Annotated in this window: 11 protein-coding genes; 7 read left to right on the top strand and 4 right to left on the bottom strand. The window is 34.6% G+C overall.

The window, feature by feature from the left end:
- Window positions 1-60: 60 nt before the first annotated feature.
- Window positions 61-1,473 (bottom strand): APC family permease, encoded by a 1,413-nt coding sequence (locus HNP25_RS08090; RefSeq protein ID WP_184133056.1) that lies wholly within the window; start codon window positions 1,471-1,473, stop codon window positions 61-63.
- 158 nt (window positions 1,474-1,631) lie between these two features.
- Between HNP25_RS08090 and HNP25_RS21830 the strand changes: the two genes are divergently transcribed.
- Together HNP25_RS21830 and HNP25_RS08080 are read left to right on the top strand one after the other, a co-directional pair.
- On the top strand, window positions 1,632-1,808 hold the full coding sequence (locus tag HNP25_RS21830; RefSeq protein WP_184133054.1) for a DUF5916 domain-containing protein: 177 nt from the start codon (window positions 1,632-1,634) through the stop codon (window positions 1,806-1,808).
- Window positions 1,809-2,188: 380 nt separating this feature from the next.
- On the top strand, window positions 2,189-2,473 hold the full coding sequence (locus HNP25_RS08080; RefSeq protein ID WP_184133052.1) for an Rdx family protein: 285 nt from the start codon (window positions 2,189-2,191) through the stop codon (window positions 2,471-2,473).
- Here the strand turns inward: HNP25_RS08080 and HNP25_RS08075 are convergent.
- Window positions 2,466-3,680 carry a Pycsar system effector family protein gene (locus tag HNP25_RS08075; RefSeq protein WP_184133050.1) on the bottom strand — a complete coding sequence of 405 codons (1,215 nt, stop codon included), beginning with the start codon at window positions 3,678-3,680 and terminating at the stop codon, window positions 2,466-2,468. The genes HNP25_RS08080 and HNP25_RS08075 overlap by 8 nt on opposite strands.
- 31 nt (window positions 3,681-3,711) lie before the next feature.
- Here HNP25_RS08075 and HNP25_RS08070 point away from each other — a divergent pair, with 31 nt between their 5' ends.
- A complete protein-coding gene (locus tag HNP25_RS08070; RefSeq protein WP_184133048.1) occupies window positions 3,712-4,563 on the top strand; it encodes an SdiA-regulated domain-containing protein in 852 nt (283 codons plus the stop codon).
- 55 nt (window positions 4,564-4,618) lie between these two features.
- On the top strand, window positions 4,619-8,263 hold the full coding sequence (locus tag HNP25_RS08065; RefSeq protein WP_184133046.1) for a metallophosphoesterase: 3,645 nt from the start codon (window positions 4,619-4,621) through the stop codon (window positions 8,261-8,263).
- Window positions 8,264-8,521: 258 nt separating this feature from the next.
- On the opposite strand, the gene HNP25_RS08060 is transcribed toward HNP25_RS08065, so the two are convergent.
- A complete protein-coding gene (locus tag HNP25_RS08060) occupies window positions 8,522-9,838 on the bottom strand; it encodes an adenylate/guanylate cyclase domain-containing protein (protein WP_184133044.1) in 1,317 nt (438 codons plus the stop codon).
- A 142-nt stretch (window positions 9,839-9,980) separates the two neighbouring features.
- Here HNP25_RS08060 and HNP25_RS08055 point away from each other — a divergent pair, with 142 nt between their 5' ends.
- The 3 genes from HNP25_RS08055 (at window position 9,981) to HNP25_RS08045 (ending at window position 12,005) form a co-directional block, all read left to right on the top strand.
- Window positions 9,981-10,502 (top strand): DUF2911 domain-containing protein, encoded by a 522-nt coding sequence (locus tag HNP25_RS08055; RefSeq protein ID WP_184133041.1) that lies wholly within the window; start codon window positions 9,981-9,983, stop codon window positions 10,500-10,502.
- A 290-nt stretch (window positions 10,503-10,792) separates the two neighbouring features.
- Window positions 10,793-11,161 (top strand): response regulator, encoded by a 369-nt coding sequence (locus tag HNP25_RS08050; protein WP_184133038.1) that lies wholly within the window; start codon window positions 10,793-10,795, stop codon window positions 11,159-11,161.
- Between the two features lie 82 nt (window positions 11,162-11,243).
- Complete coding sequence (locus HNP25_RS08045) at window positions 11,244-12,005, top strand: MBL fold metallo-hydrolase (protein WP_184133035.1); 762 nt, start codon at window positions 11,244-11,246, stop codon at window positions 12,003-12,005.
- A gap of 1 nt (window position 12,006) precedes the next feature.
- Here the strand turns inward: HNP25_RS08045 and HNP25_RS08040 are convergent, their stop codons facing one another.
- A complete protein-coding gene (locus tag HNP25_RS08040) occupies window positions 12,007-13,149 on the bottom strand; it encodes a putative sensor domain DACNV-containing protein (protein WP_184133032.1) in 1,143 nt (380 codons plus the stop codon).
- Between the last annotated feature and the right edge of the window lie 120 nt (window positions 13,150-13,269).

Genomic DNA, 13,269 nt, shown 5'->3' with positions numbered 1-13,269 from the left:
ATGAGGTAAATTAACTTGTTGTCTACACAGCTATTGAAGACAACAAGTTGAAACATTTTTTTACTTATTTTTTGTCCAATAATAATAAAAGGGCAAACCTGTTGCCATTAAACCTAAGCCACTAAGTGCTTCCACTGGTTTTTCAATTAAAGTATTTACAATTAAAATAACACAAAAAAGCACAAAAATGGCTGGGACAATAGGATAACCAATTACTTTATAAGGACGATGTGCTTCTGGCATTTTTTTACGCAAAACAAATACACCAAAAGCTGTTGCACCATAAAATATGAAAGCCGCAAAAATCAACATATCCGTCAGTTGGTCGAATGTGCCAGACAATACCAAAAGGGAAGTCCAAATTGCTTGAATAAACAAAGCTCTGGATGGTGTATTATAAACTGGATGAATATAATCTACACTTTTGAAAAACATTTTATCATTCGCCATCGCATAAAAAAGTCTTGATGCCAATAAAATTGTTGTACTTGCACAATTGAAAGTAGCTACTAAAATTAATCCAGAAATCAAGACTCCACCCCAAGAGCCTAAAAAGTGACTCACCACAGCCACAGCAGCAATTCCATTTTTCGATTCATAAATTTTAATAAAATCATCAATTGGTAAAATATAGAGATACACAAAATTCATCGACATATACAAAGCCATGATGATTAATGTGCCAATGATTAAAGCCAAAGGCAAATTTTTCTGTGGATTTTTCATTTCTCCACCAATAAAACCAACGCTCGCCCAACCTTCATAACCCCAAAAAGCACTCAAACACGCTAGTGCTAAAGCTTTGAAGAGCGTCGCTCCAGACATTTCGTCTGCATTGTAACGAACACTATTTGTAGTGATATTTTCTAAACTTCCGTAGTTAGACAATAGTGCTAAAATGATAATCAATAACATCACTGTAATCATCAAAGCCGTTAATACTCTACTAAGGTTTTCTCCTAATTTCAATCCTTTGTAATTGAAATAGGTTAAAAATATAATCAAAGCAATGGCGACTAATTTTACGCTAAGATTATCAAATGGATGCAATCCTAAAAAATTGATTTCGGCCAATGAAGCAGATGTAACTGGAAAAGGGAAAACACTGTTTAAGGATTGTGAAAACACATAAGCAATCGAAGCAATGGACGCTGTACGAATTACAGCGAAGTTTGTCCAGCCGAAAAGAAATGCAAAAAAACGATTATAAATTTTACGAAAGTAAACGAATTCTCCACCCGAATCAGCTAGCATACTGGCTACTTCTGCATTCGAAAGTGTTCCTGCTAAACTAATTAATCCAGCTATAAGCCACGCTATTAAAACTAAGGAAGGAGATTCTAATGCGGCCGACATCGGAGCTACTTTCTTGAAAACCCCCGTACCAATCACAGAACTGATAATGAGTACGACGGCTGAAGTAAGCCCTATTGAGCGAACTAATTTTCCTTGATTAGGAGGAGTTGACTTCATTTTATGTGGTTTTTAGGATTGACATTTATACAAATTAGTCAATGATTGCAAGAATTACAAAAAGACATGCTTTAGAAGTTTGACTATTCAAATAATATAAGTATAAATACATAAACTACAAGTAGTATTTGTATGCTTCATCATGACAGATAATCTCTTTGGGTTGTACAAGTAAAAATTTTCAAGACGGCTCTGCAACAAGTATCAGAAAAGGTATTGGTCAATATGCTAAAACTGCTCTTTCGTCTGCTTTGCATTTAGATTTAACGGTCAATCCAGATTTTTCACAAGTGGATGTCGATAAGCAAGTAACCAATTTAAGTCGATTTGAATAATTCTTTTCAGAACGACAACAATTCTTTTTAGAAAATGCCGACCTTTTCAATAATTTTGGGTTGAGTAACATTATCCGTTTCTTTTCAAGAAGAATTGGTTTAGGAGTACCATTGATTACGGAGCAAGATTAAGCGGGAAAATCAATAACAACCTCAGAACCGATACCATGAATCTCCAAACAGGAACAAGAGATTTTGATAATCGTCCGAGACAAAATTTTTTCAGCTTTAGTACTTCAGCAAAAAGTATTTAGTCGTTCTAATATCAGTATGATGCTTTTAAACAAGCAGTCGATTAATTATGACGAAATTATCAATAAAGGCTTTAATTAATACAAACCGAAAGGCAGAAAGCCGATGACAGACAACCGAAAGCTACAATGAAACCCAAAATCACGATAGAATACTGCCCAAAATGTAATTGGCTGATGCGTTCCGCTTGGATGGCTCAGGAATTACTTACCACTTTTGTGGAAGAATTAGGAGAAGTAAGTTTACGCCCAAGCGAAGTGTCTGGGCGTTTTCAAGTTTTTTTAGAAAATGAAGTGATTTTCGATAGAAAAAGAGAAGGACATTTTCCAGAAGCGAAGGAACTTAAACAAATCGTTAGAGACCTTGTGTGTCCAGAAAAAAGTTTGGGACATTCCGATAAAAAATCTACTTAAAAAAGTACATGGCAATGGCAAATGATAAAACTGATGCAGCAAAACCAAACATAAAAACAGTATAAGATACTCTTAGGTATTTATATTTTATGCCCAATACTTTACCCAGATAATAAATATCACGGGTCATACTTGCGTAAAGGAAATCAGAATCATTCATCATTTCACGCATTCCCCATTCATAATCAGTCAATTCCATTTGGTGAAAATTACCAAAAAAAAGTAAGTTTGCCTTTTTCTCTTCAATGTCTTCACGGGTAAATCTACCAGAAGTAACATTTGGACGAACAGCCAAAATCGCAAAAATAGTAGCGACTAAACACACAATTGTCAATAATGCAGTCGGAAGAATTAAATTGGGCCAGTCCTCTAATTTTCTAGCCAACACACTCAATACCAATGAAATAATGATTGAATTCACCGAAATCATTATATTGGCTTTATTGTCAGCCATGGCAGAAAGTTGAAAGTGATTTGTTGATGTTGTTCTAAACATCGTTTCAATTCCACGGTCTGGCTTTTTAAGTTTTTCAGTTTCTTTTCTGATTTTCTTTTCAAACTTACTTTCGTGAGTTTCTGAGATGGCTGGAATCGGCATTTCAAAATTACTTTCTCCTTGAAATTCAGCCAATTTCAAAATACCTTTTTTCAAATTTTCTTGTTTTGAAGCTTCAAAATGTTCACGAGCATATTCTGTAAAATAATGATGATTTTGAATTAATTCTACGGTTGATTCCCACCATCTTTTTTCTCCAATACTTTGTAAAATAGCACATAACTCCATTCTCAAAGCTTCAGAATAATTCATAAAATCAGGTGAAGCCAAATGTGATAAATCGGCATCACAAAGAATCATCTCTTTTTCATTCTGCGGATTTTGAGGCATTTTTGTTGCTTCAATACAACCTAAAACTTTTTTGATACGCTTTTCTGGAACTTCTAAGCCTTCCAAAAACGTTTTCGCCATAAGTTTACTTCTATCCTCATGTTTGATACATCCTTCTTGATAACCGATGTCATGTAACCAAGCAGCAATCAGGATTGTTTCCAACGCTTTATCTGAAAGGTCAGAAGCTTTACCAATTTCCTCAGAAACCTTTACCACATGCTGGGTATGTCCCAAATTATGATAAATCAATTCCGCAGGTAATTTCTTTAAAATTCCTTCAGCATATTCTTGTACCTTTATGAGCAATTCTGTTTGCATAATATACTTATAACATTAAATAAAAAGCATCATGATTTCTTCTAAAACTTTAACGCTACTAACTTTCGTTCCAATGTCGTTTTTTTCTTGTGAACATAAAAATAAAAAACAAGAAAAAGCAATTCAACAAGAAGAAGTAGAAGCATTGAAACTTCAATACGACTTTGAAAATCCTACTCAAAAAATCACCTTACCGAGTAGTCTTCAAGAAATTTCTGGGCTGTCATTCTATAAAAATAATCAATTAGCTTGCATTAATGACGAACAAGGCAAAGTTTTTATTTTCGACTTTGTTAAAAAAGAAATTTCACAGACAATTCCCTTTGGCAAAAAAGGCGACTATGAAGGCGTGGAAGTAATTGGAAATGAAGTATTTGTCCTGAAAAGCAATGGCATGATTAATAGCTTTAAAATTGGTGAAGCTTTTGAAAGAGAAATTGATTGTAGCGACCCAGATGTAATTGAATACGAAGGACTTGGCTACGACCCTGCAACAGGAAATTTACTATTAGCTGCCAAGCAAAGAGTAAAAGATGTTGATAATAAAAAAATGATTTACGCTTATGATTTTAAACGTAAAGTATTGTTCAAGTCTATCGCCATTCCTGATGAAAAGTTAAAAGGAAAAGATGGCAAAAAAATGTTCAGACCTTCAGGAATTGCAGTACACCCAATTACTCAGCAAGTTTTTATCATTGCTTCACAAGGAAAAAAACTCTTAATTTTATCGAAAGACGGTGCCAAAGAAGCTTTAGTAGATTTGAATCCTTCACTTTATATACAACCAGAAGGCATTTGTTTTACTCCTGATGGAAACTTATTTATTTCATCTGAAGGCGATGGAGGCGATGGTTACATTTTAGAATTTGATTACAAAAAATAAATAGTTTTGTCTGTAAGCCATTACTAAACCTCAATCTTTATCAACCAAAAAATATATGAAGACAGCTCTCAAACAGAACATTGTTACTGGCTTTAGTCTATTACTTTCTATCTTAGGGAATGCAACATTGGGCTATAGTCAAACCACTCCCAATTACTCTATCTTTTTGATTGGAGACGCTGGCGAACCACCCAAAAATGGTGCAAACCAAGTGCTTACACCATTAAAAAGGCAAATGCAAAAAGCTGGAAAAAACTCTTCGGTGTTTTTTTTGGGTGATAATGTTTATCCAAAAGGTTTGAATAATCTTGATGAAGCAAACCATAGTCGAGATTCTGCCCGTTTAGCAGACCAGTTAGGCATTTTAAAAGATTATGAAGGAAAACCTTTTATCATTCCAGGAAACCACGATTGGCAACAAGGTGGAAAAAAGGGCTGGGAGTATATTAAAAATCAAGAAAAATTTGTTTCTGATTTTTTGAAAAGAGAAGATGTGTTTTTCCCAAAGGGTGGCTGTCCGACCCCACACGAAGTAGCCCTGAATGACCAATTAACTGCAGTTATTTTAGATACACAATGGTGGCTTCATCCTTGGAGAAAACCAGAGGCAGAATCTGACTGTGAAGTAAAATCACTAGAGGAAATGCTAGTGAGCGTAAGCGATATTTTAGACCGAAATCGCCATAAAAAAGTGATTGTAATGGGGCATCATCCCATGTATTCGCACGGTTCACATGGTGGATATTTTACTTTACAAGATCATCTTTTACCTTTTCATGAATTAAATGTTCCTATTCCTCTTCCCGTTTTAGGTTCGATTTATCCTTTATACAGAAGTTTAATTGGAAATATTCAAGATATTCCACATCCAAAATACAAACAAATGCGTGATGGGTTGGTCGGAATTTTCAAGCAATACAAAAATGTAATTTATGCCAATGGTCACGAACATAATTTACAGTTGATTCAAAGAGATTCTATCAATTATATTACTTCTGGTGCAGGCTCAAAAAATACGCCCGTAAAAATGGGCAAAGATTCCAAATTTGCGAGTTCACAAATTGGCTTTGCTCGATTAGATTTTTTCGATAATAAAACAATACTTACTTTTTTGGGAGGCGATGGCGAGAATGGTAAAGAACTTTACAGTACCGAAATATTGCTCAATACTAATGCCGTTGATCCAAGAGATTTACAAACTGCCAAAATACAAACAGAAGGAATTGTACCTAATTCAAATTATAAAGCTGGAAAATTCAAAGCTTTTTTATTGGGTAAAAATTATAGAGATGTTTGGACAACAGCCATCAAACCCAAAACAATTGACTTTGAACATGAGCAAGGAGGCTTGAAAGTAATTCAAAGAGGTGGCGGCTATCAAACACTTTCTTTGCGTTACCAAAATACTAAAGGCGAGCAATTCGTTACTCGTTCCGTAGAAAAATATCCTGAAAGAGCCGTTCCAGAAGCCATCCGTAGTCAGTTTACGACTGATATTGTTTCTGACCAAATTTCTGCTTCGCATCCATTTGCTGCATTGGTGGCTTCTCATTTGGCAGAAGCGGCTGGTGTTTTGCATACCAATCCTTCTTTGGTTATTATCCCAGAAAGTAATGTTTTAGGAAATTACAAACGACTTTTTACCAATCAATTAGCCCTTTTTGAAGAAAGACCAGAAGGTAGCTTTGCTGGTTATAAAAAAATCCAGAGTACACAAAAAGTTGTGGAAAAACTTGCAGAGGATAACCACAACAACATTGATGAAAAAGAAGTAATCAGGGCAAGATTATTAGATATGCTCATTGGCGATTGGGATCGCCACGAAGACCAATGGCGTTGGGCTGGTTTTGAAAATGGTCAGGACAAAGGACTTACTTATAGACCCATTCCACGTGACCGTGACCAAGCTTTTTTTGTCAATCAAGGGCTTTTACCGACTATTATTTCCAGAAAATGGATTTTACCCAAAATTCAAGGATTCGATTATAAAATTCGTGATGTGGCGGGTTTGGCATTCAATGCCCGTTACTTCGACCGTTCTTTTCTGACACAATCTTCTGAAAAAGATTGGCTTTCAATGGCAACAGAATTACAACAAAAAATTAGTGATTCAGTCATTGATTCAGCCGTAAGCCATTTTCCGAATTTTCCAGAACATTCGGCTATTATTGCTAAAAAACTAAAACAACGTCGTGATGATTTAGCTACTTACTCTAAAGAACTTTATGAATTTCTGAGTAAAGAAGTTGATATTTTAGGAAGTGATAAAGACGAGTATTTCTTTGTAAATAGACTAGAAAATGGCGAAACTAAAGTAACTGTTTATGACCAAAAGAAAAATGGAGCAATTGGTAGAATACTCTATGAAAGAACTTTTGAACCCAAAATCACTAAAGAAATTAGAATTTGGGGATTGGATGGCGAAGACAATTTCCAAGTTTTAGGTAAAGCCAACAGAGGCATTAAAGTAAGGCTGATTGGCGGAAAAGGAAAAGATATTTTCAGTGACTCTTCGGCTGTAGCAGGCTTAGGAAAGAAAACTTATATTTATGATAAAAAAGACAATACAAGTTTATATGTAGGTTCGGAAGCTAAAGATTTAACCAGTAAGAAAAAGACCGTAAATGATTATAATCGGGAAGCTTTTAAATATGATAGAGTAGCTCCGCTTGGTTCATTTGCCTTCAATGTAGACGATGGAATTTTTATCGGAACAGGTTTGCAGTGGACTCGTCAAGGTTTTAGAAAAGACCCATTCGCTTCACAACATTCCATTTCCGGGAATTATGCTTTCGGAACAAATTCATACAATATTTTCTACAAAGGAGAATTTATGGATGTAATCGGTAAGACAGATTTTGAACTAAAAGCCAATCTTCAACAAGGTGGTTTGGTTGATAATTTTTTTGGCTTGAGTAACGAATCTGAATACAAACAAGAAAAAGGCATTGATTATTACAGAATTCAGTATGAAAACGAAGAAATTACTGCACTTTTCAAAAGCCGATTCAATAAGTTGACTTTGTATTATGGAGCTATCAAAAACGAATGGCATATCAAAGAAAACCCAAAACGTTTTATTCATGAATTCACGAAGTCTATTCCAAATGGTGATGAAATTTACCAAGACAAGTTTTTTATCGGCTTAAAAACTGGATTTGTTCTTGATAATAGAGATAACATCGTTTTTCCAACAAGAGGTCTTTTATGGAATTTTGATGCTACTTTACAAAAAGGTGCAAACGACGTTACGAAAAACAATTATGCTAATTTAAAAACGGATTTATCATTTTATTATACGTTTAAATTACCAGCGGTTGTTAGTTTGGCTACTCGTTTCGGCGGCGGGATGAACCTTGCTGATTATGAATTGTATCAAGCCAATTCTTTAGGCGGTTTAAGTAATATTAGAGGTTTCAGACGTACTCGTTTTTCGGGAAAATCATCTTTTTATAACAATACAGAAATTCGTTTGAAAGTCATCAATATCAAATCATATTTATTTCCAGCGTATGCAGGCGTACTTGCATTCAACGATGTTGGTAGAGTATGGAATCCTAACGAAAATTCTGAGAAATGGCATCATGGCTACGGAGCTGGTGTTTGGCTTGCTCCGTTCAACATGGTTGTCATTACAGGCATGTACGGAATAACTGAAGAAAGTAATTTATTTTCGGTAAAAGCTGGGTTATTTTTCTAAACAAACATGAGTCATCCCAAATTTTAAAATCACAAAAAAGCGGTCAAAAAACTAATTTCGACCGCTTTTTTATGATTGATGGGCAACGAATTCCTACTGTTTGAGCGAAGCGAGTTTAGGAATTCTTGAATTTCTTTTGTTACTTTTCTTGTTTCAAGACAAGAAAAGTAAGGATTGTACAATAATAAATAAAAAAAACTCTCAAATCGTCCTAAACCTCACTATTCTAAGAAAAAATTCGGGATGACTCATGTTTGTTTATGCTAATTTCCATAAAAACATTTCATTTTCCATCCCTTTCAATTTTACAGAACCGACTTGAACAGTATCAATCGGAATCGCAGAAATTTCATCCATTACTTCTTGGCTAATCAATAACTGAGATTGATATTTTTTATTCAGTTGTTCAATTCTAGCTGCCTGTATTACTACATTTCCAGTAATGTTATATTGTTGACGAGAGTCTGTTCCGATATTTCCAACAACAGCATCTCCTGTATGAATCCCAATCCCTACTCCAGTATTCGGAATCGTTCCCAATTCATTCATTTTACTGATTTTTTCAATAATACTCAAACCTGCTTTAACAGCATTTTCAGAAGGATTTTCTAAAGGAATAGGTGCACCAAACGTCACCATACAGCCATCGCCTAAAAATTGATTCACAATTCCTTTATACTCATTGACGGTATTCGCCACAACTTCAAAAAAAACGTTTTGATAATTCATTACTTCTTCGGCAGTATGCTTATCTGCATACACGGTAAAATTCCGAATATCTAAAAACATAATACTTACTTTTTGATGTTTGGCTTTTAAAATACCGTTTTGTTCCAACATTACTTGTACTACTTCTGGCGAAACTTGCTGACCAAACATTTCTACAATATGCTCTTGCGTTTCCATTCTTTCTATCGAAAGTTGAATACTTTTACGGATTTGCATCGCCACATATCCAGCAGATAATCCTCCGAAAACTAACGAAAACGTTTTGAGCAAATACGAAAACATTTGTTTCGTGTAAATATCATGTTCGGAAACAATAGTCCCCGATTCTATCAAATGATTACTCAGAAAAAAGTATTCCACTCCAGCTAAAAGTCCAGTCCATAACGACACAGCAAAACTTAAACGTAAAGTAGAAAGTATGATAAAAATAAAGTAGATATACACTAAAGGAGAAAGGACTATCAGAATTGGGTGGTTATATTCTTGACTAGCAAAATACATCACCAAAGTAAGTAAAGTAATTTCCAATGAAGCATTCCCAAATTTTGCCACTAAAGGCATTTTGCTCATTACTTTTAAAAGGTACTTCATTGAAATCCAAACTGTAAGTTCGTAAAAGGTCATAAATGCCAAGTACAAAAATATAATTTGAGGAACGTTTTCATGCCCATTCAAGTAATTCAACTGATATACTGTTTTGGCAAACAAAGCATAAGAAAGAAAACTAATCGAAAAAAAAATTAATAAAACACCAGCTCTTTGTCGTTCTCTTCGAATATTTTCTTGCTCAAATTGTTTATCAAAATAGGTTAATACGGGGTTCTCTGAAAATAGAAATCTCTTCATCTACTAAATTATAATAATCGTTTAATAGAAATATAACAATTTTGCCTTAAAATAACTCCCTTAAAATAAAACTTTATAAAATCTTTTGCGTTTCCTTTGTTGGAGAACTCCTTTCAAAAATAACTTAAACTGATTTACAAAAATGAAAAAATTACTTTTTTTAGCTTTTTTTACTGTTACAGCTTTTATCAGCAATGCTCAACATGAGGCAATGACTGAAACCAAATCAAAACCTTCTCCAGCAGCTTCTACTTCTGCGACTATCGGCGAAGCTACTTTAACAATCAATTACAGTCAACCTGCCGTAAAAGGACGTAATGTTTGGGATGGGAATTTGGCACCTTACGGTAAAGTATGGCGTACAGGAGCAAATGATGCCACCACTTTTGAAGTAAGTAAAGATGTAACAGTACAAGGACAAACATTGAAAGCTGGAAAATATGCTCTATTTACTATTCCTGGAGAAAAAGAATGGACAATTATTTTTAATAAAGTTGCTAAACAATGGGGAGCTTTCAAATATAGTGAAGCAGAAGATGCTTTGAGAGTAAAAGCTACGCCAAAAGCTAACGATATGATGGAACGTTTTACCATCAAAGCTGAAAATAATGGCGACGTAACGTTGATGTGGGATAAAGTTGCTGTTGCTTTCAAAGTAAAGTAATTATCTCTGCTAAAATAAATTACCCAACTTGTTTGCGTTCTACTGCAAACAAGTTTTTTTATGTAGAAACTTATCATTTTATTCACTCATAATAGCACATTATTGAATTTGATGATAATTTCACAAGCGATTTTTAATATTTTTGATTAGCTTTACAATGCTTATAGATGTAAATACTTACCTTTAAAAGTAAAGATTAATTACAAAAAAAACGCTTAATTATTAATTGGTAATTGTTAATTGTTTCCTGTTACTTATCTTTACCACATTAATCAATCATTAACCTTAATATGAAGAAAGTCCTGATTGCCGAAGATAGCTCAGTTATCCAGAACCTTGCTAAGAAGATTTTAGAATTTCAAAACTTCGAAATTCACTCTGTTAAAAATGGGCAACAAGTGTTAGATGCTCTTGAAAAAGAAGATTTTGACATCATTTTGCTAGATATTAATATGCCCGTAATGGATGGCATGGAATGTGCTAAAGCAGTACGTGGTTTGAAAGATGAAGCTAAAGCCAAAATACCAATGATTGCTATTACTGGTAATGCTAGAAATTATTCAATGGAAGATTTCAAAGAAGCTGGTTTTGATGATATGCTTGCTAAGCCTCTTAATTTTGATGCTTTAGTAGCACAAGTAAAATCACTTACAGAATAGTTATGAAAATGAATTATGAGTTATGAAGCTGTAATTTCTATCATTATATATTCATAACTCATAATTGATACTTCATCATTTTATGAGAATTACCTTCCTAGGCACTGGAACATCCCAAGGAGTACCTGTCATTGCTTGTGGTTGTGAAGTTTGCCAATCTCTCGACTTCCGTGATAAACGTCTTAGGGTTTCTATTCACCTAGAAATAGCCGACAAAAGCTTTGTTATTGATACTGGCCCTGACTTTCGTCAGCAAATGCTTCGTGAACGCATTCATAAGCTTGATGCCGTAATTTTCACTCACGAACACAAAGACCATACAGCAGGATTAGACGACGTAAGAGCCTACAATTTCTCTCAGAAAAGAGATATGCCTATTTATGCTCGCCCGTCTGTTTTGGAGCAAATCCAACAAGAGTTTGCGTATGCTTTTACAGCGATAAAATATCCTGGCACTCCGCAAATTACACTCAACGAAATTCATAATACGCCATTTGAGATAGAAGGAATCACCTTCACTCCTATTGAAGTATTGCATTACAAGCTTCCAGTCTATGGATTTAGAATTGGAGATTTTACGTACATTACAGACGTAAATTTCATTTCTGATGAAGCAATCGAAAAAATAAGAGGTTCTAAAATTGTAGTAATTGGTGCTTTGCGAAAAGAAAAACACTTATCGCATTTTACGCTATCAGAAGCGATTGAAGTACTTGATAAAATCAAACCAGAACAAGCTTTTATTACACACATAAGTCATCAAATGGGCTTACACCATGATGTTGATGAAGAGCTTCCTGCTTACATCAAGTTAGCTTATGATGGACTAAGTGTTTTTTGTTAACTTATAACAGCAAAGTATCTACACGATGTGCATGAACCATTCTTTCACATGGCGACCATGAAAAAATCGTAAATCTTCCATCTTGCGAAGCCACCATAGCAATTGCATCACGCTGATCATAAACAAATTGAGCAGCAGAAAGATGCCTTGTTCCTCCATTCTGTACAGGATGTACTACCTGAGGTTCATTTCCTACAATTGGTTCAGTCACTAAAATTGCTTCAAGTGCTTTGCCTGAAGGTGAACGTCCTATTTTTGCACCAAAAGCCAATACTTCAAATTGGTCATTAATAATTGTAGCACCGTCAACAGCAGTAAGCCCTGCAACACCATTAATGGCTTGATTGAGTTTACTTTGCGAAGCATAATTTTGCAAATCAATCGATTTGTCATTCAGCAATGAAAGTCCTGCAAAAACAGGTTGCAACGAATAAGTAATTGGATAAATTATTGAAGAACGCCAATTATCGTGTTTTGAAGGAACAATCAGTAAAGCTCCTCCTCTTTGATGAGCTCGCATCGCCACTGCCAATTGTACTAATACGTTCAGAGAATCATTCCAAGAAGAAGGTGAAGCCACTCCTATCATCGAACCAATTAAAGCAGGACAATCGGGTAATGTACTACTATTTTCATCAATAATTTTAATCTGATCACCTTTCAAAACTGCAACATTGATAAATTTCCCAAAGCCATCTGTTCTTCGATGTTTTACGACTAACAAACCGGGCTCAACTACTTCTAACACAAAACATAATCCAGGAATATTGGTGGTTGTTCCCCAAATATATAATTCATCGTTTTCAATCCAAACGCCAAGATGAATACCCGCATGTTCTACAGAAGGTGCTAATTTGGTTAATACATAGGGATTAAACAACAATTTATTTTCAAATATGAGCGGCTGTTCGGTTAAATTTGGTGGTAGAAATGCAATGGAAATTTTAGGGAAACGCCCTTCTTCACGACGAAGACTTGCCCAAAAAGTAGCATCAATAATTGATTCTATTACCTGACTATTAGGAATGGGAGCAAGTACTTTTCCATCATGATTAATTGCTTTTTGATGATGAAATACAAAATGGCTTTCTACAGTTTCAGAAACCATTTGAGCAGCTTGGTAAGTAGTTGTGGTGGTAATCATAATTAAATTTTGGCTCTCTGAAAATAGTTTTCTACACGAATTGATACATACTTCTTCAACTATTAATTTTTGCCTAAGGTTCAATGCTTTAAAACAATGTGTTGAAGTATCAATTCATAT

This window comes from Arcicella rosea, assembly GCF_014204325.1.
Classification (GTDB): domain Bacteria; phylum Bacteroidota; class Bacteroidia; order Cytophagales; family Spirosomataceae; genus Arcicella; species Arcicella rosea_A.
The sequence above is the reverse complement of the archived record's forward strand: the minus strand, read 5'-3'. Positions and strand labels throughout refer to the sequence as shown.

Excerpts from the sequence above, each read along its gene's own strand:
- HNP25_RS08090 (WP_184133056.1), bottom strand. The coding sequence starts at position 1,473 with ATGAAGTCAACTCCTCCTAATCAAGGAAAATTAGTTCGCTCAATAGGG.
- HNP25_RS08080 (WP_184133052.1), top strand. The coding sequence starts at position 2,189 with ATGAAACCCAAAATCACGATAGAATACTGCCCAAAATGTAATTGGCTG.
- HNP25_RS08075 (WP_184133050.1), bottom strand. The coding sequence starts at position 3,680 with ATGCAAACAGAATTGCTCATAAAGGTACAAGAATATGCTGAAGGAATT.
- HNP25_RS08070 (WP_184133048.1), top strand. The coding sequence starts at position 3,712 with ATGATTTCTTCTAAAACTTTAACGCTACTAACTTTCGTTCCAATGTCG.
- HNP25_RS08065 (WP_184133046.1), top strand. The coding sequence starts at position 4,619 with ATGAAGACAGCTCTCAAACAGAACATTGTTACTGGCTTTAGTCTATTA.
- HNP25_RS08060 (WP_184133044.1), bottom strand. The coding sequence starts at position 9,838 with ATGAAGAGATTTCTATTTTCAGAGAACCCCGTATTAACCTATTTTGAT.
- HNP25_RS08055 (WP_184133041.1), top strand. The coding sequence starts at position 9,981 with ATGAAAAAATTACTTTTTTTAGCTTTTTTTACTGTTACAGCTTTTATC.
- HNP25_RS08050 (WP_184133038.1), top strand. The coding sequence starts at position 10,793 with ATGAAGAAAGTCCTGATTGCCGAAGATAGCTCAGTTATCCAGAACCTT.
- HNP25_RS08045 (WP_184133035.1), top strand. The coding sequence starts at position 11,244 with ATGAGAATTACCTTCCTAGGCACTGGAACATCCCAAGGAGTACCTGTC.
- HNP25_RS08040 (WP_184133032.1), bottom strand. The coding sequence starts at position 13,149 with ATGATTACCACCACAACTACTTACCAAGCTGCTCAAATGGTTTCTGAA.